23 protein-coding genes are annotated in these 19,023 nt (G+C 40.3%); 11 read left to right on the top strand and 12 right to left on the bottom strand.

Annotation, left to right across the window (positions count from 1 at the left end; translation table 11 throughout):
• The first annotated feature begins 47 nt into the window (after window positions 1-47).
• Together H5159_RS08700 and H5159_RS08695 are read left to right on the top strand one after the other, a co-directional pair.
• Window positions 48-1,580, top strand: a complete 1,533-nt coding sequence (locus H5159_RS08700; RefSeq protein ID WP_024595458.1) for a bifunctional GNAT family N-acetyltransferase/carbon-nitrogen hydrolase family protein — start codon at window positions 48-50, stop codon at window positions 1,578-1,580.
• Entirely contained in the window at window positions 1,580-1,897 is a 318-nt protein-coding gene (locus tag H5159_RS08695) for a multidrug efflux SMR transporter (protein WP_002962354.1), read from the top strand. The genes H5159_RS08700 and H5159_RS08695 overlap by 1 nt, the downstream gene beginning before the upstream one ends.
• A 66-nt stretch (window positions 1,898-1,963) precedes the next feature.
• On the opposite strand, the gene H5159_RS08690 is transcribed toward H5159_RS08695, so the two are convergent.
• Window positions 1,964-2,842, bottom strand: a complete 879-nt coding sequence (locus H5159_RS08690; RefSeq protein WP_409072613.1) for an EamA family transporter — start codon at window positions 2,840-2,842, stop codon at window positions 1,964-1,966.
• Window positions 2,843-3,081: 239 nt separating this feature from the next.
• On the opposite strand from H5159_RS08690, the gene H5159_RS08685 reads away from it, so the two are divergent.
• Window positions 3,082-3,465, top strand: coding sequence for an MAPEG family protein (locus tag H5159_RS08685; RefSeq protein ID WP_182692774.1), 384 nt, complete (start codon window positions 3,082-3,084; stop codon window positions 3,463-3,465).
• Window positions 3,466-3,538: 73 nt separating this feature from the next.
• On the opposite strand, the gene H5159_RS08680 is transcribed toward H5159_RS08685, so the two are convergent.
• From H5159_RS08680 to H5159_RS08670, 3 genes are all read right to left on the bottom strand, one after another.
• Window positions 3,539-4,747 (bottom strand): TonB family protein, encoded by a 1,209-nt coding sequence (locus H5159_RS08680; RefSeq protein ID WP_182780145.1) that lies wholly within the window; start codon window positions 4,745-4,747, stop codon window positions 3,539-3,541.
• A gap of 9 nt (window positions 4,748-4,756) precedes the next feature.
• A complete protein-coding gene (locus H5159_RS08675; RefSeq protein ID WP_007377323.1) occupies window positions 4,757-5,131 on the bottom strand; it encodes a BlaI/MecI/CopY family transcriptional regulator in 375 nt (124 codons plus the stop codon).
• Window positions 5,132-5,232: 101 nt separating this feature from the next.
• The gene (locus H5159_RS08670) at window positions 5,233-5,925 is read right to left on the bottom strand and encodes a pseudouridine synthase (RefSeq protein WP_182780144.1); all 693 of its coding nucleotides are present in this window, start codon (window positions 5,923-5,925) and stop codon (window positions 5,233-5,235) included.
• Window positions 5,926-6,034: 109 nt separating this feature from the next.
• Between H5159_RS08670 and H5159_RS08665 the strand changes: the two genes are divergently transcribed.
• Together H5159_RS08665 and H5159_RS08660 are read left to right on the top strand one after the other, a co-directional pair.
• Window positions 6,035-6,340, top strand: a complete 306-nt coding sequence (locus H5159_RS08665) for a DUF6482 family protein (protein WP_002961002.1) — start codon at window positions 6,035-6,037, stop codon at window positions 6,338-6,340.
• Between the two features lie 40 nt (window positions 6,341-6,380).
• On the top strand, window positions 6,381-6,788 hold the full coding sequence (locus H5159_RS08660; RefSeq protein ID WP_182749145.1) for a GNAT family N-acetyltransferase: 408 nt from the start codon (window positions 6,381-6,383) through the stop codon (window positions 6,786-6,788).
• Between the two features lie 10 nt (window positions 6,789-6,798).
• Here H5159_RS08660 and H5159_RS08655 read toward each other — a convergent pair whose 3' ends face one another.
• The 8 genes from H5159_RS08655 to lptM all read right to left on the bottom strand — a co-directional run bounded on the left by H5159_RS08655 (window position 6,799) and on the right by lptM (window position 12,919).
• Window positions 6,799-7,155 carry a HopJ type III effector protein gene (locus H5159_RS08655; protein ID WP_002960998.1) on the bottom strand — a complete coding sequence of 119 codons (357 nt, stop codon included), beginning with the start codon at window positions 7,153-7,155 and terminating at the stop codon, window positions 6,799-6,801.
• 21 nt (window positions 7,156-7,176) lie between these two features.
• Complete coding sequence (locus H5159_RS08650; RefSeq protein ID WP_182753008.1) at window positions 7,177-8,280, bottom strand: retroviral-like aspartic protease family protein; 1,104 nt, start codon at window positions 8,278-8,280, stop codon at window positions 7,177-7,179.
• A 28-nt stretch (window positions 8,281-8,308) separates the two neighbouring features.
• Complete coding sequence (locus H5159_RS08645; RefSeq protein WP_182780143.1) at window positions 8,309-9,016, bottom strand: HAD-IA family hydrolase; 708 nt, start codon at window positions 9,014-9,016, stop codon at window positions 8,309-8,311.
• A gap of 10 nt (window positions 9,017-9,026) precedes the next feature.
• Complete coding sequence (locus tag H5159_RS08640) at window positions 9,027-9,971, bottom strand: tyrosine recombinase XerC (protein WP_182780142.1); 945 nt, start codon at window positions 9,969-9,971, stop codon at window positions 9,027-9,029.
• Window positions 9,968-10,579: a DUF484 family protein gene (locus H5159_RS08635; RefSeq protein ID WP_182696170.1), complete on the bottom strand. Its 612-nt coding sequence runs from the start codon at window positions 10,577-10,579 to the stop codon at window positions 9,968-9,970. Before H5159_RS08635 ends, H5159_RS08640 begins: the two co-directional genes overlap by 4 nt.
• Window positions 10,576-11,406 carry a diaminopimelate epimerase gene (gene dapF / locus H5159_RS08630; RefSeq protein ID WP_002960987.1) on the bottom strand — a complete coding sequence of 277 codons (831 nt, stop codon included), beginning with the start codon at window positions 11,404-11,406 and terminating at the stop codon, window positions 10,576-10,578. The genes H5159_RS08635 and dapF overlap by 4 nt, the downstream gene beginning before the upstream one ends.
• 64 nt (window positions 11,407-11,470) lie before the next feature.
• Window positions 11,471-12,724 (bottom strand): diaminopimelate decarboxylase, encoded by a 1,254-nt coding sequence (lysA, locus tag H5159_RS08625; RefSeq protein ID WP_058547703.1) that lies wholly within the window; start codon window positions 12,722-12,724, stop codon window positions 11,471-11,473.
• Window positions 12,725-12,919, bottom strand: coding sequence for an LPS translocon maturation chaperone LptM (gene lptM / locus H5159_RS08620; protein WP_058547702.1), 195 nt, complete (start codon window positions 12,917-12,919; stop codon window positions 12,725-12,727).
• Between the two features lie 169 nt (window positions 12,920-13,088).
• On the opposite strand from lptM, the gene cyaY reads away from it, so the two are divergent.
• The 6 genes from cyaY to H5159_RS08590 are packed head-to-tail and all read left to right on the top strand — an operon-like array spanning window position 13,089 to window position 18,987.
• Window positions 13,089-13,412 carry an iron donor protein CyaY gene (gene cyaY / locus H5159_RS08615; RefSeq protein ID WP_058547701.1) on the top strand — a complete coding sequence of 108 codons (324 nt, stop codon included), beginning with the start codon at window positions 13,089-13,091 and terminating at the stop codon, window positions 13,410-13,412.
• A complete protein-coding gene (locus H5159_RS08610; RefSeq protein ID WP_182780141.1) occupies window positions 13,409-14,065 on the top strand; it encodes an alpha/beta hydrolase in 657 nt (218 codons plus the stop codon). The genes cyaY and H5159_RS08610 overlap by 4 nt, the downstream gene beginning before the upstream one ends.
• A gap of 22 nt (window positions 14,066-14,087) precedes the next feature.
• Window positions 14,088-15,065: a DUF2914 domain-containing protein gene (locus H5159_RS08605; RefSeq protein WP_182780140.1), complete on the top strand. Its 978-nt coding sequence runs from the start codon at window positions 14,088-14,090 to the stop codon at window positions 15,063-15,065.
• Between the two features lie 35 nt (window positions 15,066-15,100).
• Window positions 15,101-16,039: a hydroxymethylbilane synthase gene (gene hemC, locus H5159_RS08600; RefSeq protein ID WP_024594617.1), complete on the top strand. Its 939-nt coding sequence runs from the start codon at window positions 15,101-15,103 to the stop codon at window positions 16,037-16,039.
• Window positions 16,040-17,881 carry a uroporphyrinogen-III synthase gene (locus H5159_RS08595; RefSeq protein WP_182780139.1) on the top strand — a complete coding sequence of 614 codons (1,842 nt, stop codon included), beginning with the start codon at window positions 16,040-16,042 and terminating at the stop codon, window positions 17,879-17,881.
• The gene (locus tag H5159_RS08590; protein ID WP_182693359.1) at window positions 17,878-18,987 is read left to right on the top strand and encodes a heme biosynthesis HemY N-terminal domain-containing protein; all 1,110 of its coding nucleotides are present in this window, start codon (window positions 17,878-17,880) and stop codon (window positions 18,985-18,987) included. Before H5159_RS08595 ends, H5159_RS08590 begins: the two co-directional genes overlap by 4 nt.
• Window positions 18,988-19,023 lie beyond the last annotated feature (36 nt).

The raw sequence follows: 19,023 nt of genomic DNA, 5'->3' as shown, positions 1-19,023 counted from the left end.
TTAACGTACATTCGGCTTTTATTTTCTTATGCCCAAAGGAGTTGTGTATGTCGGCAGAAAAAACCCATCTTGAAATTTGTAACTTAACCAGAGAGCAATATCCGCAAATTAAAACCTTGATGGATCAAGCGTATCCCGACTTAGGCGGTGCGTGGCCAAGTCATACCATTTTTAGATTAATAGACCAATTTCCTGAAGGGCAAATAGGTATTGTAGATGACGGCGTGCTGGTGGGCTTAGCATTAAGCGTGCAGGTTGATTACACGCGCTTTTCAAACCCGCATACATACGAAGATATTGCAGACGGTCACGACCGTGTATTTAGCGATACCGACGGCGATGCGCTATACGGCTTAGATGTTGCTATTAGCGAAAGTCACAGAGGCATGCGTTTAGGTCGTCGCCTTTATGACGCCCGTAAAGAATTGTGCCGCCAATATAACTTACGCGCTATTTTAGCTGGTGGGCGTATTCCGCGTTATTACAATCACAGCAGTGAAATGACGCCAATGGAATACATTGCAAAAGTAGATCAAAAAGAATTATACGATCCTATTTTGAGCTTTCAGTTATCTAACGATTTTCAGGTAAAACGCTTACTTAAAAAGTATTTACCGGAGGATCAAGAGTCCGTTGGTTACGCCACTTTACTTGAGTGGAATAACATTATGTATGAGCCAACAGACACGGTACTTGAGTCAACTAAATCAATCGTGCGTGTAGGTGCTGTGCAATGGCAAATGCGTTGTGTTGAATCGGTTGAAGAAATGCTAAAGCAGGTTGAATACTTTGTAGATACCGTATCTGACTACAAAAGTGACTTTATACTATTCCCTGAGTTTTTTAATGCGCCACTAATGGGGCTAGGGAATCAAAGTAATCAAACAGAAGCGATTCGCTATTTAGCGGAATATACCGAAACGTTTAAAAACGCCATGTCGCGTATGGCAATAGAATACAACGCTAATATTATTACCGGCTCTATGCCACTTGCCGAAGATGATAAAATTTATAACGTAAGTTACCTATGCCATCGTAGCGGTAAGATAGACGAGCAACGTAAAATTCATATTACCCCGCATGAGCAAAACGATTGGGTTATTCAAGGCGGCGATAAAATTGCCGTGTTTGATACCGATGCCGGTCGTGTGGGTATTCAAATTTGTTACGATGTAGAGTTTCCAGAGCTTTCACGCATATTGGCCAAACAAGGGTTAGATATTCTGTTTGTGCCATTTTGGACTGATACTAAAAACAGTTATTTACGTGTGCGCCACTGTGCACAAGCGCGTGCAATCGAAAACGAATGTTATGTGGTTATTGCAGGTTCGGTGGGTAATTTACCAGAGGTAGAAAGTCTTGATGTGCAGTACTCACAATCGGCGGTATTAACGCCATCGGACTTTTCGTTCCCGCACGATGCAACACTTAACGAAGCCACACCAAACACCGAAATGCTGCTATTTAGTGACCTTGATATGGATAAACTTAAAATTCTTCACAGCGAAGGCACTGTGCGTAATTTAAAAGATCGCCGCGAAGATTTATACGAAGTGATTGTTAAAAAGAGAGACGTTTAATGGCGTGGGTGTACTTAATTATTGCTGGGTTACTTGAAATTGGCTGGCCGATTGGCTTAAAAATTTCGCAAAACGCTGATACTCGCTGGCAAGGTATAGCAATAGCGGTGGTATTTTTAGTCGCTAGTGGTTTTATGTTGTGGCTTGCACAAAGGCAAATATCAATGGGTACCTCATACGCCGTATGGACAGGTATTGGCGCCGCCGGTACGTTTTTAGTGGGTATATTGTTTTATAACGATGCCGCTACATTTGGTCGTATTGCGGGAGTATTAATGATTATTAGTGGTGTGATAACACTAAAAATCAGCTCTTAGAACCAGTTCTTAAAGCTATAAAAATTATAACAGCGCAGGTATAAAAGCCTGCGCTTTTTTATGCCCTTAATTCGGCAACATAACCAAAACAGCGGCAATGGCTATGAGTATTAAGCCAGCAGTATCTTGTTTCTTAAGTGGCTGCTTTAACCAAAGAACGGCAATTAGCATGGTAAAAAACACTTCAACCTGTCCAAGTGTTTTAACGTAAGCAACGTGCTGTAAGCTCATTGCACTAAACCAGCCAATAGAACCGACACAACTAAAAACACTAATTGCGGCTGTAGTACCTTTGTATTGCCAAAGTTTACTAAGTGTTTGCGGCTCTTTTAATAATAAATAGCCCAGTAGTATTAGTGTTTGTAAGCTAATTACAAACAGCAAAACCCAAGCTGCTGAGTGAGGAAATAATAATCCTGAATTTAAGCTCGCTTCTCGTACCCACAGCGATGTAAGTGCAAAGCAAGTACCACAAGCCAGTCCTAGTAATGCTGTTTTAGCATTAAAGTGTTTAACGCTTGTTATGCCACTGAGTAGCAATACGGCAATAGCGCCAAAAAACACACCAAGCCAACCGAGCAAAGAAAGTGCCGAGCCAAAAAATAATACACCTAAAATGGCTGCTACTAACGCCTCGCTTTTGGCAAGACCAGCACCTACGGCGTAATTATTCATTTTAAATAACTTAACCATTAAACCAGTGGCAAGTATTTGCATCACACTTGCGCCTACAATAAATCCCCAAAAGGCATTATTAAACGTAGGCATGGCTGTATCTTGATATTGATACAAACCATATAAATACACGCCAGCAATAGGGGCTGCGATAATAAAGCGAGAGAGTGTTACGCCAGCCACACTCACATCGTTACTTAATTTACTTTGCAGGGCATTACGCCATGCTTGCATGAAGGCGGCTAAAAAAGTGAAAAATATCCAGGTCATGGTCGTCATCGTTAAAATGTAAGGCAGTAAAGTTAACAAGCTTTGTGAAGTAAAGCGATGCATTAACTATGATGTTGAATATTCATCATCTGCGACATTATGTCGCATGGGTTTTAGGATAAATTTAGCTATAGTAAGCCTGATGTTATTGTTAGCCGCCAGAGTTTGTCATAAAACGTATCTGGCGGCTTTTTTATTATGCTTATGCTAAATTATCCGAAACATAAAAAGGATAAATTATGACAACATTAGTTGTATGTGCATTACTTGCGGTATTAATGCCTTACTTTGCAAAAGTGCCGGTTGCTATAGCAATGGCAAAATTGGGTCGATACGACAATAAACACCCAAGGGCGCAACAAACAAAATTAACCGGCTTTGGTGCACGGGCGCTCGCTGCTCATCAAAACTGTTTTGAATCGCTTGCTGTTTTTGCTGTCGCTATTGCAGTTGTGCTGGGCACTAACTCTGTAGGTGCAGTGACCGAATCGCTAGCGGTTACGCATATTGTGTCGCGTATTTTGTATTGCGTATTTTACTATATGAACCTAGATATAATTCGCTCATTAGTGTGGTTTATTGGTTTGGGTACAGCCATTGCCATGATTGTGGTGAGTTTGTAGGTTTATATTTTAAAACCACAAAGCAAGCAGCCTAAAAGGGCGCTTGCTTTGTAGTCTTGAACAACTCGTGGCGTTAATGCGATACTTTAATTCGCTCAATTAAATCGGTAGGCGCCACTTCACTATTAATCGCAAAATCTAGTTGTACAAGTACATCTTCAAAACCTGAATCAGATGCTTTATATTTCCATTTTGCTAGCGCCTCTTTCGCTGATTTATCAAAAATATCTTTAGGTTTAGATTGAATAACACTAATGTTTTTTGTTTTACCGTTTGCTGCAATATCGTATTTTAATACAACAGAGCCGCTGATCCCTTGTTGAGCTGCTTGTATTGGGTAAGCAGGTTCAATACGTATTGTCGGTGAAATGTAATCCTCTTTAGTCATTGCTTCTGGTTGCTTTGCAATTGCTAAGCCGCTTAGCATGCTTGCGGCTACAAGTAATAAGCCACCTTTAGCAAACTTTGAACGCTCCCCGCTGTGTTTTATATTAATTAGTCGTTGTAACATGGTTTTTTTATCTCCGTAGTGTGAATAAGCCATAAGTCCTGTGGGCGCATTTGCCGCGCAGTTTATTAAGGCTTTGCTATATAAAATATGTTGTTGTGTGGTTTTATTGGCAAGTACCCGTTCATCACAAGTCAACTCTTGTAGTCGGCGCATGCTTGCGTAACAAAACCAAGCTAGTGGGTTAAACCAAAGTAAAATAGTAGGTAGTAATATAAGTGCGTTTGTTAGGTTGTCTTTGCGTTTTATGTGTACGTTTTCGTGCTCTAAAATAAGCGCTAATGTGGCTTTATCAAACTGGGTATTGTAGTTACTCGGTAACACCAGCTTACTGTTTAAAATACCGACCACCATTGGCGTGGCTACATGTTGGCTGGTATAAGTTTTAACATCAGCGGTAAGAGTGCCTTCAAATTGTGTTAACTCAGTTAACTGCAGGCTTTTAACAAAGCGGGTGTGAGTAATAAAGCTAGCTATTAATAACCCTGCGGTAATAAGTACATACATGAGCGCCCAGCTAATACCTACCTCGTTTGTAAAAGATTGGTTGGGGGTGATTAAGTAGTGACTAATATTACTGTTTTGCAGTGGTTTAATTGCGTTTGGTAAATTAGCAATCACCAATGCCGCAGGTAATAGCCATGCTAATTTATATACAAACCGCGAGCCAAGGGCTTTTAAAGCAAATCGCTCGAGTAAAATAAAACCACAAAACAAAATGCTTAATAGTAATTGCTGCTCAATTAACCAATTAAAACCAGTTTGAATAACCATGTTAATCCCTTACTTTTGGTTTTTTTCCCAGTCATCTATAACTTTTTTAAGCTCGTTTATATCTTGCTGAGAAAGCTGCTCCGATTTAGCAAAGCCACTCACAAGTGGCGCAATACGCCCACTAAAAAATCGCTCAATAAAGTTTTGGCTTTCTTTTAGGGTGTAGTCGGCGCGCTCCATACAGGGAGTATAAATATATTGGCGACCTTCTTTTTCAAATGTAAGTGCGCCTTTTTTTACTAGTCGACCTAGCAGGGTTTTAATGGTTTTTTCGTGCCATTGCTTATCGTCGCTTAAGCGCTCAATTATTTGGCTCGCGGTGGCGGGGTAGTTAATCCAAAGTGCGTCGAGCACGTCAAACTCTGCTTTTGATAATTCAATCATTTTATCGCCTACAAGTGTAATCTTTAATTTAAGACTACACCTGTAATCTATTTTTGCAAGTTTATTTTTAACTTTTTGAGATATAGTTAAGTGACTTGGTATTAGATTTTTGAAATATCGTTTTTATTAATTTGTATATATTGGTTTTCAGGTAGGTTTAGCTTTGAAAGGGGGAGGTCACTAAATTGCACTCTAAATAAGTCAATTACTTTGTATCCGCAGTAATGCGCCATTTTACGTATTTGTCTGTTTAGCCCTTGTTTTAAAACAATACTGAACTGATTACTGGCTATTTTATTTACCTCACAAGGCAGGGTTATGTGTTTATCAACGGGTACGCCTGCTGCCATTTTTTTACAAAAATCATCGTCTAAAGGCTTATTTACGGTGACTAAATAATGTTTAGGCTGGTGGAAGTCAGGATGTATTAGTTGATTACAAAAATCCCCATCGTTGGTCAAAATAAGCAAACCGCGAGAGTCTTTATCTAATCGACCAATAGGGTAAACACGGGTGAGTGTGGGCAAATGGTGAATAAGGCTGGCAGGGTCATCAATATTTAATTTACAGTCAATACCTACTGGTTTGTGGTACGCAAAATAAACTAAATCGGCAGCACCTTTAATTTCTTTTTCGTTCACTATTATTGTGTCTTGCTCATCAACGTGATCTATATGATTTGCTGGGCGATTATTTACAGTCACTACACCTTCATCAATTAAACGCGATGCCTGTTTACGAGAACAAATACCTGCATGGGCAATATATTTAGCGAGTCGGATTTTTGTGCTCATAACGTGTGACGCCAGCGGCTAATAAAAATTTGATCGTGATTATAGCAAAGCTGCGTATCGATAATGTTAAATAACCAGAACTCAGGTTAAATATAAAAAGGTAGCCAAGATGGGTATTAAATTTTCACAGTTAAAAAAGCACGAGCCGCTACAAAAAGTTATTGTTCACTCGTTAGATATGGCGCTTTATCAAGTATCGGTAATGATTAATAACGTTGAATATTATGTAACAGAAGACAGCGGTGAGTTTTTAAGAGCGCTCAGCCCACTGCATGTTCAAAAGCGTTTTGAAAAAATAGCGTACGCACAGATGATGTTAAGGCAAACAAGCGCTTACGACGAAATGTGCGGCCAGCCGGATAAAACCAGCAGCAATATGCTTGAAGTACCTTATGGTAAAAATAATCTTTATTGATTGAGCTAATTTGCTAGTATCTGCTTTTTAAGGGCGATAAATGTATCAATTAAAAGTAGATAATACCGATGCGTTAAACTCAGCGCTTCGCGCACAAATGGTTGAATTTAACGCCGAGCATTTTGATGCGCAAAGAGTGCCATTAGGCTATAAATTTACTGATGAGCAGGGCGAGCTTGTTGCCGGTATTAGTGGGTGTGTGTTTGGAAATTGGCTGATGATTAGTTGGCTTTGGTGTAGCGATATTGCACGAGGTAAAGGGCTTGCAGATAAACTGCTAACGGCACTTGAACAAGCAGCTATTGAGCTAGGTGCTACAACTGCTCAGCTTGATACACTTGATTTTCAAGCAAAACCCTTTTATGAAAAGCGCGGTTATAGTGTTAAGTATCAACTTAATAATTACCCACGCTCAGGTACGCGTTACTTTATGGAAAAACCACTTTAATTTTTGCTGGCTATTTTGCTTTTAGTGGCTCGCCTTCAAAGGTAATACCTAAAAAAGGTGTTGCCTCTGGTGCTAACATAAACGTGCGAATGTTCATATGATCATCCCCTTTAGGGTTTTGCAGCACGTCTTCTCGGTAAAACTTACCAAAACAATCCAACGTATTTTGTTTACTTAAATCGTTTAATTTAGCAAATGCAAAAATTTTACACGAGCCGTTGTTCTCACTCGCAGCGCTAAGTAATCCATGGTTATTAAAGCCACATGCAGTAAAGTCGTAATTTGCTTCTATCACGGCCATTGTATCGGTAAATTGAATGCTTTTTGGGTTTTCAGCAAGTGCTTTTAAATAGTTATTTAGTGTCATGTGTTACCTTTGGGTTTTTAATTATTTAGCGCTCAACTCTAGCTCATCTGTTTGCTGATTTATATTGAATTTAAATCGCGATAAAAAGTTCATTCCTAGCAAACCTTGCCCACGGGTGTTTTCAATGCTTAGCACTTCAAAACCATAAATAATTTGCGAGCCCACTTTAAACGATTCAATTTGATAACGCTTTACAACAATTTGACCATTCGCTGTATTTACCGTTACATCGCCTAAATATAAAGGTCTTGGCGAAATTTGCTTAATAATATTTGTAGGTAGCGAGGTTACGCTTGCGCCTGTATCAATCATTAGTTCGGTCGATAGATTGTTATTTATTTCGGTGTTTATTAAGTAATGCGCGCCGTAAGGCGTTAAAGCAACAAAGTCGTCTTGCGATTGTGCTTTATTGATCATCGCTTGCAGTGTTTGCACTTGGCTTTTTAGATTGTGCTGGTTTGGCATTCGATCAAGGGTTGCTTGTGCGCTAATTAAATCGCCTTGCTGATAGTAGGCATACGCAAGCGGATATAAAAACTGCGCGTTATCGCTTTTATAATCAAGCCAAATTTGTGTTTGCTCAATAATAGCTTGCCAATTTTGTTGCTCAGTTAATGTGTGTAATTCGTTTTGAGTGAGCGTATTTAAACGTGTATTTACATTACTTTGCTGATCAGCAGGCAGTAATGAATTAAGCTCAAATAAAGCAATAATGGCATTTTGTGTTTGCTCGCTATTTATTAAATACTCAACCTGTAAATTAAGTAACTCTACGTTATAAGGGCTGTTATTTAATAGCGCATTGAGAAATGACTCGCTGAGTAATAAATTGCTATTTAGCCATATTTTAAGCTGCACTAGCCACGATGAATAAAGGTTTTTTGCGATTTCTGGATTGCTGTTTTTGAGTTGTTGATAGCTACTAAGTGCGGCTTCAAATTGGTGTTTTTTAAACTGCTGCTTTGCCGTATTTAATAGCGTATTTTGTTGTTTAGGCGATATGCTTTTTTCAGCACCTTGCGTTTTTTGTACTTTGGTTGGCGCGGGCTGCGGCCACAATAAATAAGCGTTAAGGCTAAGTGAGCCAATTAATAGCAAGGTAATTAGCTTGGTATAGTGGCTCATTGTGACCTCTTATTTAATGCAATTGGTATTATTTAATAAAGTGCGTTAAGGCATGAATATTGGCTATTTCAATATCAGCCAGCCCTTTATAAGCATAATTGGCGCCTTGATCGTTTAACCATACCGATTGGCAACCGGCATTATTTGCGCCTTGTACGTCGGTATCTAGGCTATCGCCAATATGTAAAATTTCACTTTTAGCAACGTTTAAGTGCTCGGCGGCTTTATCAAATAAGGTGCTGTGAGGTTTTGCTTTACCGTGCATACCGGCTTGTAACACGAGTTCAAATTTATTGTGTAAGTTAAAGCGTTCAATTTCAACATTACCATTAGTTATAGCAACCAGCGTAAAGTGCTGGGCTAAGTTATCTAGCAGCTTTAGTACGTCGTCGGTTACCACTATTTTACTGCGCGCATCGGCAAAGGCGTTGTAGGCAGCATCGGCATGGTACTCTACCTCTTGCTCGTTCAAATCTAGTTTAGAGAGGGCTAAGCGCAGTGTATGTTGGCGCCATTTAGTGACGTTATCAGCAAGTTCAGGTAACTGTAATACGGCTTCATTGCGGCATTGTTGCCAGTATTTTTGGCCTTGGGCTAAGTAGCTAGGGAGCGCGTTTAAATAATCTTGCTGCGCTTTAACCGCTGCTTTTATAATGGGGTGATTGTTGTAAAGAGTGTCGTCTAAATCAAAGCTCATGACAGAAAATGGCTTAATAGCACGATTAAATCGGATCATATTTATTTACCTAATCAGTTCGTTTTTTTGCACGAGGGTGAGTGTTGTCGTACACCTTGGCTAAATGTTGAAAATCTAAATGCGTATACACTTGTGTAGCCGACAAACTGCTGTGCCCTAGTAATTCTTGCACAGCGCGTAAATCACCAGATGATTCTAAAATATGTGACGCAAACGAGTGGCGCAGCTTATGCGGATGAACCTGCGAGCTAATACCTTGTTTTATTCCCCACTCTTGCATGCGTAGGCGCACTTGGCGAATCGAAATACGGTTTTTTTGGCTACTTAAAAATACTGCTATTTCATCGGGCTTTGCAAACTGAGGGCGTATTGTGAGCCATTTTTTTAATGCGTCTAACGCTTTTTTGCCCACCGGAATTAATCGCTCTTTATTACCTTTACCACGCACTAAAATTTCACCATTGGCAGCGCTAATATCTTGCATGTTAGCGCCAACTAACTCGCTTATACGCAGCCCTGATGAATACATTAACTCCATCATTGCTTTATCTCTAATTGCGAGAGGTTCGTCGTCGGGTATTTCGAGCAAGCGTGCCATTTGATCTACATCGAGATTCTTAGGTAGGGGCTTTGCAAACTTAGGGCCTTTTATACCTATTGCCGGATTATGGTAATGCGATTGCTCGGCAATATTTTTTGCTTTTAAAAACTTATATAAGCTGCGAATACAACTGAGCTTTAAGCTAATTGTACGGCCACTTAATTGCTTTGATCGCAGTGCCATGCTGTAGCGGCGAATATGTTCGCCTTGTACGCCAAACCAGTCATCACATAGTTTGCTAAAATAAAGGGCTGCAAAGCCAAGTTGGCTTACGTATTGATTAACTGTGTGCGCTGAATATTGTTTTTCAAACTTTAAATAATCGCTAAATAGCGTTATGGGTGTACGCCAGTGGTCGCTTAGCGCGGTAATATTAGGCGCCTCGTCACTCATGCTAGTTTTTGTAACCGCAGGTGTAATGCGTTTATAAAGTCGAGCACAAACAGGTTATCTTGCGCGGGCTCAAAATGGTTTACGTTATTGCTACCAAACGCCAAAATAGCGATAGGGTGCTTGGTGTCGCCAATTAAATAAATAGCGACGGATTGTGTATCTTCACTAAATAATTGTTCGCGCTCTTGTTTATTAATTCGCCCTAAATAATGCCCAGAATGGGTAAGGCGATGCGCAATAAGCTCGTCGTACTCGGGATTATATTTTACTAATTTGCAGTCGTTAACATCTTCACTTGAGCAGATTATATTGCGTAGATTATTTGCAAGAGTGTCAAAGTCGTCATGATTCCAAAGCTGGCGATGACATTGGCTAAACAAACGATATACGAGCTCGTTTTGCGTTGCATGCTTGCTCATAGCATCTATTTGGCTTTTTAAAAGCGTGTTGTGCTCGCGTAATTGACGTTGCTGAATATGTACTAGTGACGTTGCACCTTGAGCTTGCTGTTGCAGCTCAAGTTGTGCGAGTAGCTCGGGGTGATGAACTAAAAAGTCAGGATGTTGCTGTAAGTAATTAATAATCTGCTCTGTACTTAGCTCGCTCATAGTGCTACTTGTCCGTCGAAAACATGCTCTGCGGGACCAGTCATGCGTACCGGGTGACCTTCACCACTCCAGCGCACTTGCAAAGTACCGCCCGGCAAATCTACTTGAACGGTTGTTGATAGTTTATTTTGCATATGACCAATCACCATCGCTGCACATGCACCTGTGCCACAGGCTAGGGTTTCGTTAACGCCGCGCTCCCACACTCTTAGCTTAATGTGTTCTTGCGATACAACCTGCATAAAGCCAATGTTCGCTTTTTGGGGAAAGCGTTCATGGTTTTCAAGTAATGGACCCAATATATCAACTTGCGCGGTGGTTACGTCGTCAACCTCTAGCACGCAATGCGGGTTACCCATAGATACCGCGCCACTAAATACAGTGTGTTCTTGCGTTCTAATAATATAAGTAAGCTCGCGTTTGCTGGCTTTTAACGGAATTTTACTTGGCTCAAAATTAGGATGGCCCATGTTAACAGTTACTTGACCGTCTTTTTCTATGTAGAGCGTTAAGTTGCCCGACTTAGTCGATACACTAATTTTGTGCTTGTTAGTAAGGCCTTTCATGCGTACAAAGCGGGCAAAACAGCGTGCGCCGTTACCGCATTGTTCTACTTCGGTACCATCGGCATTAAAAATTCGATAATGAAAGTCGAGATCAGGTGAATATGGTGCTTCAACCATCAGCAATTGGTCAAAGCCAATGCCAAAGTGGCGATCTGCCAGTTTTTTGATTTGGTCTCGCGACAAAAAAACATTTTGTGTAATGTTATCAATCACAACAAAGTCGTTACCTAAGCCGTGCATTTTGGAAAAATTAACTAACATAGCGCTCTAATTCGGTTTTGCTCTGTGCTAATCATGCCACAGAGCAGCTAGTAGACAAAAACGTTTATGGTAAAATTTTCTCACCCTGATAAAGGCTTTCTATCGTTTCGCGTTGGCGAATAAGGTGGTGCTGCTCGCCATCTACCATTATTTCTGCAACACGTGGGCGAGAGTTATAATTTGAGCTCATAGTAAAGCCATATGCGCCTGCACTACGCTGAGCTAGTAAATCGCCTTGCTTAAGTGCAAGTTCGCGGTCTTTACCTAAAAAGTCACCGGTTTCACATACTGGGCCAACAATATCGAAATTATGTGTTGGGGTGTCGTCGTTTCGCACCGATATCGGAATAATTTTTTGCCATGCTTGATAAAGCGAAGGGCGCAGCATGTCGTTCATACCCGCATCTACAATGGCAAAAAACTTATCTTGGTTTTGCTTAATAAATTCAACTTGGGTTACTAAAATGCCGGCATTGGCTGCAATAGCGCGGCCAGGCTCAAAAATAAGCTCAAGATGTTTGTAATTAGCTAAACGCTCAGTTACTTGCGCTGCATATTCACTTGGATGTGGCGGTTGCTCGTTGTTATACGGCACACCTAAACCACCACCAATATCTAAATGCGTAAGCTCAATACCGCATGTTTTTAGCTCATCAATTAGCGCCATTAATTTATCTAACGCTTCTAAAAAGGGTCTTACTTCTGTTAGTTGCGAACCTATATGGCAGTCAACACCGGTAATTTTTAAACCCGGTAAAGACGCTGCATGTTGATAAACACTCACAGCTGTTTGAATATCAATGCCAAATTTATTTTCTTTTAAACCGGTAGAAATATACGGATGCGTTTTTGCGTCTATATCAGGGTTAACACGAATAGAAATAGGCGCTTCTAAATTTAACTCGCAAGCAACCTCAGAAATACGCTCAAGCTCAGAGGCCGACTCAACATTAAAGCATTTAATGCCTAGTTTTAGCGCATAAGCTATTTCGTCTGCTGTTTTAGCCACGCCCGAAAAAACGACTTTAGAGGCGTCGCCACCGGCTTTTATTACACGTGCAAGTTCACCCTTCGATACAATATCGAAACCTGAGCCAAGGCGCGCTAAAATATTTAATACTGCAATGTTAGAATTTGCTTTAACGGCATAGCAAACCAAGCTTTTATGGTTTTTAGTGGCATTAGCAAAGGCTAAATAATGACGTTCAAAGGTCGCGCGCGAATACACATAACAAGGCGTACCATATTGCTGAGCAATAGCGGCCACACTTACGTCTTCGGCAAATAATTGGTTGTTTTGGTAGTTAAAATAATCCATTTATTGCTCCTGACTTTGTTGCGTGTTGTTTTGCTCTGAAGCAGTTACTGGTTCAACTGTTTCTTGAGGTTGATTTTGATCAACTTCTTGCTCTGGTAAATAAAGAGGGCCACTTTGTCCGCAACCAGCTAATGCGCTTAGCAGTACAGTGCTTATTAATAGTTTTTTTAATTGTAAGGTATGTGTCGCTTTCATTAGATTAATATGGTTGCTGGCTTTATAATCGCAGAGTAACAGAATATCTAAAAAATGCAGCTATTCGCGGATGATTTTATTCCTGTTACACTAGCTGCACACTTTTAAAGCTAATTTTAAGCTAAAATGTACCCAATATTAGGCGGCTCGCCTGCAAAGGAAAATTACAATGACTGAACACGAATATCACCAATTAGCCGAAGCTCTTATGTTCACAATTGAAGAGCAAGTTGATGATTGCGAAGCTGATTTAGATTATGAGTCGGCACAAGGTATTTTAGAAATTATATTTGCTGATAAAAGTAAAATTGTAATTAATAAACAAGCGCCTTTGCATCAAGTATGGGTTGCGACTAAGTTTAACGGACATCATTTTGAAATGCGTGACGGTCAATGGATTGATAATCGTTCTGGCGCTGAGTTTTGGGAATTTATGAACCAAGCATCTACTCGCCAAGCAGGCCAAGAAATTAAGTGGCAATCATCACTATGAGTTTAGAATTTGTAGAATACCCGGCACAATCAGAACACAAAGCAACGGTAATTTGGTTACATGGCCTAGGTGATTCAGGTGATGGTTTTGCACCTGTAGCACCGCAGCTAAATTTACCAAGCGAGCTTGGTATACGGTTTATTTTTCCGCATGCGCCAGTGCAACCGGTCACCATAAATGGTGGTATGGAAATGCGCTCTTGGTACGATATTAAGTCTATAGAATTAGATAAGCGTGCCGATGAACAAGGCGTAAGAGATTCTGCTGCAAAGGTAGAAGAGTTAATTAATAAAGAAATTGCTAATGGCATTCCTGCTAATAAAATAATTTTAGCTGGTTTTTCTCAAGGTGGTGTTGTGTCTTTGCATTTAGCGCCGCGCTTTGAGCAAAAGCTTGGGGGTGTTATGGCGCTTTCTACTTATATGTGTGTGCCACACAAATTTGCTGATGAAGCAAAACATACTGATTTAAACGTATTTATGGCTCATGGTAGCCAAGATAACGTTGTACCGCACAGTGCGGGTAGAAATGCGTTTGAAGTATTAACAGCACATAACATGGATGTAAGCTGGCAAGAATACCCAATGGCTCATCAAGTTTGCGCAGAAGAATTGCAAGCTATTCGCCAATGGTTAATTGCTCGTTTAAGCTAATTTAGGAACCGCTGAGGTCAATATGAGTCAAAAAATAGTTATAAAAGCAAATGTTAAACGCGAATTACAACAGAGCGTACCAACGGTAAGCTACGAGTGGAATTGGCGTCGTATTGTGAGTATTGCTATGTTGGTATTAATGACCTCTGCAGCAGTTGTTTATGGCTTAACCACCTCTGTTAATGCAGAGCAAGGTGAGCACCCAAATGAGCAGGAACAATTCTTAAGTTTCAGCAGTAACGCTGAAAACCAAACAAGCGATGAGGTAATGGATGTTGAGCCTCAATCATCAGTAAACAATACCCCAGCTGAGTCTGCAGAGGTAACTCAAGCGAGTATTGAACCTTTGTTAGCTGAGCAAAATGAGACTCAACTAAGCATTTCAAGTAATACACCTACCGAAGTAGACCTTGTAAATAATGCCCCAGCTTTGTTGGCTAACAACGATATTGTTACTGATCAAAGCGAAAGTATTAATACAGAGTTAAACTCAAACCTTGATAATGATGTGCAAGAAGAAACCGCAGAAGCCCAAAACGTAACTGAGCCTGCTAGTCAAAGTGACTTACTTTTAGAGTTAGAAAGTGATGATGGCGCATTGAGTGGCACTGAAGGTTTTTCCTCTACAGCACATGTGGCAAGTGTGGCATTGGGCGCGCAAATAGACACGGGTAAAATTAGTCGTGCGGTACTTACTCGTAAAGTAAGTAAGCGTGAGCCTACTAATGTGTTTGCTGCTGATATTAGGTTAAGCCAGTTTGAGGAAGGGTTATCGTTTTTTAGCGAGATTAAAAACCTTCAAGGCCAGCAAGTTAAGCATGTTTGGTCGTTTGAAGGTGAAACGATGGCTGAAATTACACTTAATGTTACTTCGCCTCGTTACAGAACGTACTCAACAAAAAATATAATGAACACACAAACAGGTCATTGGCGTGTTGATGTAGTTGATGAGCAAGGTAATTTAATTGCCCAAAAAGAATTTAGAATTTTAGCTGACTAAAACTGGCTAAACGCAGTAATTAATTGGATACCCCTATGACAGAAAAAACAAAATTAGTACGCATCGCAACGCGCAAAAGCGCTCTAGCACTTTGGCAGGCCGAATTTGTAAAAGCAGAGCTTGAGCGTTTTCATGCAGATGTGCGCGTAGAATTAGTCCCAATGTCGACGCAAGGGGATATAATTTTAGATACGCCATTGGCTAAAATTGGCGGTAAAGGCTTATTTGTTAAAGAACTAGAGCAAGCAATGTTAGATGGCCGAGCTGACATTGCCGTACATTCTATGAAAGATGTGCCAGTAGAGTTTCCTCAAGGGCTAGCACTGCATACTATTTGTGAGCGTGAGGATCCACGCGATGCGTTTGTATCAAACAATTTTGCTAATTTAAGTGAGCTACCACAAGGCGCTATTGTTGGTACTTCGAGCCTACGCCGCCAGTGCCAAATTAAGGCACTTCGCCCTGATTTAGATATTCGTGATTTACGCGGCAATGTAAATACGCGTTTAGGTAAATTAGATGACGGCCAATATGATGCTATTATTTTAGCGGCTGCAGGGCTTATTCGTTTAGAAATGGAGTCGCGTATTGCTGACTACATTGAGCCAGAAGTGTCATTACCAGCAAATGGTCAAGGCGCTGTAGGTATTGAATGTCGTATTGATGATGAAGTAACCAAAGCATTACTTGCACCACTTGAGCATACACAAACACGTATTCGCGTAAACGCAGAGCGTTCGATGAATCGCTATTTAGAAGGTGGTTGCCAAGTTCCTATTGGTGCTTATGCATTGGTTGATGGCGAACAAGTGCATTTACGTGGTTTAGTTGGTGCTGTTGATGGCAGCGAAATTTTACGTGACGAAGTAACAGGCCATGTAAATGACGCAGAAAAACTAGGTATTGAGCTTGCTAAAAAATTACTAGCTCAAGGTGCAGACAAAATATTAGCTGAAGTTTATAGAGACGCATAAGTGACACATATTCTGATAACTCGGCCCGAAGGAAAAGGCGCAGCCCTTGCACAGCAACTTGAGCAAGCGGGTTATCAGGCGTCTTTATTTCCGGTATTAAAAATAACGCATTTAGCACCCTCCAGCACTGAGCTTAGTCCGCTGTTAAATGCAGATAAAATAATATTTATATCGCAAGATGCAGTCAGTGCACTTTCGCAATTAAAACCAGATATAAATACCAAAGCGCAGTTTTATGCGGTTGGACAACAAACAGCCGATGTTATATATGAGCAATTTGGTATGCGCGCAGCAGTACCAAAGCAGTATGATTCAGAAGGGTTACTTGCGCTTAAATCACTCGCCGAGGTGGATGGCAGTAATATAGTATTAGTTAAGGGCCAAGGTGGCCGCCCTGAGTTAGCTAAAACGCTCAAAGAGCGCGGTGCTTTTTTGAATAATTGTGTTGTGTACAAACGTGAACCGACAGAGAGTATCACCTCTAACTGGACAGACCACTGGAAAAGCCAGAATGTACACGGTATAGTCATAACAAGTAATGCAGCAGTTGATGCTATATTTAAAAGCCTTACTGCAGACCAACTACAATGGTTACAACAGTGCCGATTTTATGTTGCTAGCGAGCGTATAGCCGCTTATTTAAAGCTGCAACAGGTAAGTTCGGCTAATATACACATTGCAGCAGGGGCTAGCGATAATGCTATGTTTACCTGCATAAATCAGCAAGGTAGCAACATGAGCGAACAGTCAAAGCCAGTAACGGCAGAAAAAGCCACACCAACAATAGCTAACACGACCTCTGCTAAATCAACTAAGCAAGAGCCTACAGCTACAAAAAATACGGCAGACAAAAGTAAACAAAAAATAAGTAAGGTTGCAGTACTTGCGCTTCTTATTTCGTTAATTGTGGCCTCTGGTGTTGGATACGAGTTTTATCAAAAATTAAATGCTGGTAAGGCGCAAAACCTAGCCGTTAATGAGTTAAGCGAGCAAAATAAGTTACTCACCCAGGAGCTGCAAGCACTTAAATCGGCGCAATCTAATTTGCAACAAGCGCTGTTTAATAGTGAAGAAAAAGTTGCCGCAGCCCTAAATGAAAGTGCAGTTCAAAATCAGCAAGAACTAAAAGCGGCTTTGCAAAAGGCGCAGCAACAAGGCTCATCGTTAAACCCGCAAGAAGTAACCAGCTTACAGCGTATGGCTGAGTTTAAACTATGGGCTGAAAAAGACTACCAAGGCACTAGTGCTGTTTTAAAGCGCTTAGATGGATTACTTAGTGAGCATCCAGGAACAGTTGAAGTTCGCCAAGCGATTATGCAAGATATACAAACACTTGATAGCCTTAAACCTGTTGCAACAGAGGCTATTTATTTACAGCTAAACAGTGTACTAAGCAGTATTGACGACTTAGTTTTTAATGCAGTTAATTTACCAGAAGAAGCAGCTGCAATAGATGAAAATGCTTTAAGTGGTGATGTGAGTGATTGGCAGCAAAACTTGAGTAATAGCTGGAATAAAATTGTGGATAGCTTTATTACTATTCGTCAGCACGAGGGTGTTTCCATTGAGCCATTACTTACGGATCAAGAGCGCCATTTAATAAATCAACGAATCAAGCTTAATATAACTCAGGCACAAGATGCACTTATGAGTAAGCAGGCGAGTATTTTCTTTAGCGCCTTAAGTGAAGCAAAACGTTTAGTTGGTGAGTACTTTAAGCAAGACGATGATACAACTAAAACGGTACTTAAAGCGTTGTCTAAACTTGAAAAAGAGCAGCTTAACTTTAATCCAAAAGTAACCTTAAACAGTACACAAAAGGTTAAGGAGTGGGCGCAATGATAGGGCTAATTATTTTAATTGTAGCTATTGTTGTTGTACTAGCGGTTACTCCATTCGTTCTAGATGAAAAAGGTTATGTACTTATTTCATTTAACAATACGACGATAGAAGGCACGATAGTATCTTTTTGTATAATGGCAGTCATTACCTCTGTTGTTTTATATTTAACATATAAGTTAATTCGTTATTTATTATCGATTTATCATAATACTAAGCATGGCTTTTTTGCACGTAGCCAAGAGCGCAAACAAGCAGCTATTGAGCAGGCTCTTTGGAGTGCTATTAATGATGATTACGAGCACGTAGAACAGGCTTTATCGGGTAATAGCGTACCAGATAAGTTTGAAGATATTCGCTTAGCATTACTTGCAAAAGCAGCGCTTGCTAATAATCAAACAGATAAAGCACTTGAGCGTTTATTTGAAATAAGCCCAGAGCATCAATTAAAAGTAGCAAAGCTATGGTTGGCAAGTGGCGATAGTAGCGCGATTGAATCACAAATGCGTATTAGCGCAGAAGCTAAAAAAGCCACCGCACTTGAGTTAAAACTTTATGCAGAAGTATTAGTACAGCAACAACACTTTAGTGCGCTGGAAGACTTTTTGCCGCGTTTACTGCGCAAAAAAGCACTTACTGATGCACAGTGGACGCAGTTATTTAGTGCTTATTTTAGTGCGTTGGATGCAGACAAGCTGAGTGAAAAATATAAACAGCTGCCTAAAAAGCTGCAAGCTCATGCCCACACCGCATATTTAATGCAAATGGCGCAAGCAGGTCAATTGGCTGTTATTGAAAGTGACTTAATTAAAATGGTTAAGCACAATGAGCAACACTTAGAGCTTGCAAATATATTAAGTAAAGCAACAGCAGCTGATGCAGCTAAGTTGCAAATAAGCATTCAAGAACGGCTTAAGAAGGATGATTCAAATAATTCACTATTACTTGCGCTAGCTTGCCTTGCTAATGCTAAGGGTGATTATGACTTAGCAGCTAGAATTTTTGATAAAGCACTGAATAGTGAAAATAAAAAACAGTTCGCTGAACAAGCTGTGTTGAGTTATAAAAATAGTGCACAAGCAGAAAAGGCGCTCGTTTTATATCAATAAATGACTACACTATAACTACTTAGCATTTTTTGTAGT

This window comes from Pseudoalteromonas sp. SG43-1 (assembly GCF_014164415.1).
GTDB lineage: Bacteria > Pseudomonadota > Gammaproteobacteria > Enterobacterales > Alteromonadaceae > Pseudoalteromonas > Pseudoalteromonas distincta.
This window is presented reverse-complemented; position numbering and strand designations above follow the sequence as displayed.

What these genes read in the sequence shown, in the direction of transcription:
- H5159_RS08700 (WP_024595458.1), top strand. Translation starts at nt 48, where the DNA reads ATGTCGGCAGAAAAAACCCATCTTGAAATTTGTAACTTAACCAGAGAG.
- H5159_RS08695 (WP_002962354.1), top strand. Translation starts at nt 1,580, where the DNA reads ATGGCGTGGGTGTACTTAATTATTGCTGGGTTACTTGAAATTGGCTGG.
- H5159_RS08690 (WP_409072613.1), bottom strand. Translation starts at nt 2,842, where the DNA reads ATGACCTGGATATTTTTCACTTTTTTAGCCGCCTTCATGCAAGCATGG.
- H5159_RS08685 (WP_182692774.1), top strand. Translation starts at nt 3,082, where the DNA reads ATGACAACATTAGTTGTATGTGCATTACTTGCGGTATTAATGCCTTAC.
- H5159_RS08680 (WP_182780145.1), bottom strand. Translation starts at nt 4,747, where the DNA reads ATGGTTATTCAAACTGGTTTTAATTGGTTAATTGAGCAGCAATTACTA.
- H5159_RS08675 (WP_007377323.1), bottom strand. Translation starts at nt 5,131, where the DNA reads ATGATTGAATTATCAAAAGCAGAGTTTGACGTGCTCGACGCACTTTGG.
- H5159_RS08670 (WP_182780144.1), bottom strand. Translation starts at nt 5,925, where the DNA reads ATGAGCACAAAAATCCGACTCGCTAAATATATTGCCCATGCAGGTATT.
- H5159_RS08665 (WP_002961002.1), top strand. Translation starts at nt 6,035, where the DNA reads ATGGGTATTAAATTTTCACAGTTAAAAAAGCACGAGCCGCTACAAAAA.
- H5159_RS08660 (WP_182749145.1), top strand. Translation starts at nt 6,381, where the DNA reads ATGTATCAATTAAAAGTAGATAATACCGATGCGTTAAACTCAGCGCTT.
- H5159_RS08655 (WP_002960998.1), bottom strand. Translation starts at nt 7,155, where the DNA reads ATGACACTAAATAACTATTTAAAAGCACTTGCTGAAAACCCAAAAAGC.
- H5159_RS08650 (WP_182753008.1), bottom strand. Translation starts at nt 8,280, where the DNA reads ATGAGCCACTATACCAAGCTAATTACCTTGCTATTAATTGGCTCACTT.
- H5159_RS08645 (WP_182780143.1), bottom strand. Translation starts at nt 9,016, where the DNA reads ATGATCCGATTTAATCGTGCTATTAAGCCATTTTCTGTCATGAGCTTT.
- H5159_RS08640 (WP_182780142.1), bottom strand. Translation starts at nt 9,971, where the DNA reads ATGAGTGACGAGGCGCCTAATATTACCGCGCTAAGCGACCACTGGCGT.
- H5159_RS08635 (WP_182696170.1), bottom strand. Translation starts at nt 10,579, where the DNA reads ATGAGCGAGCTAAGTACAGAGCAGATTATTAATTACTTACAGCAACAT.
- dapF (WP_002960987.1), bottom strand. Translation starts at nt 11,406, where the DNA reads ATGTTAGTTAATTTTTCCAAAATGCACGGCTTAGGTAACGACTTTGTT.
- lysA (WP_058547703.1), bottom strand. Translation starts at nt 12,724, where the DNA reads ATGGATTATTTTAACTACCAAAACAACCAATTATTTGCCGAAGACGTA.
- lptM (WP_058547702.1), bottom strand. Translation starts at nt 12,919, where the DNA reads ATGAAAGCGACACATACCTTACAATTAAAAAAACTATTAATAAGCACT.
- cyaY (WP_058547701.1), top strand. Translation starts at nt 13,089, where the DNA reads ATGACTGAACACGAATATCACCAATTAGCCGAAGCTCTTATGTTCACA.
- H5159_RS08610 (WP_182780141.1), top strand. Translation starts at nt 13,409, where the DNA reads ATGAGTTTAGAATTTGTAGAATACCCGGCACAATCAGAACACAAAGCA.
- H5159_RS08605 (WP_182780140.1), top strand. Translation starts at nt 14,088, where the DNA reads ATGAGTCAAAAAATAGTTATAAAAGCAAATGTTAAACGCGAATTACAA.
- hemC (WP_024594617.1), top strand. Translation starts at nt 15,101, where the DNA reads ATGACAGAAAAAACAAAATTAGTACGCATCGCAACGCGCAAAAGCGCT.
- H5159_RS08590 (WP_182693359.1), top strand. Translation starts at nt 17,878, where the DNA reads ATGATAGGGCTAATTATTTTAATTGTAGCTATTGTTGTTGTACTAGCG.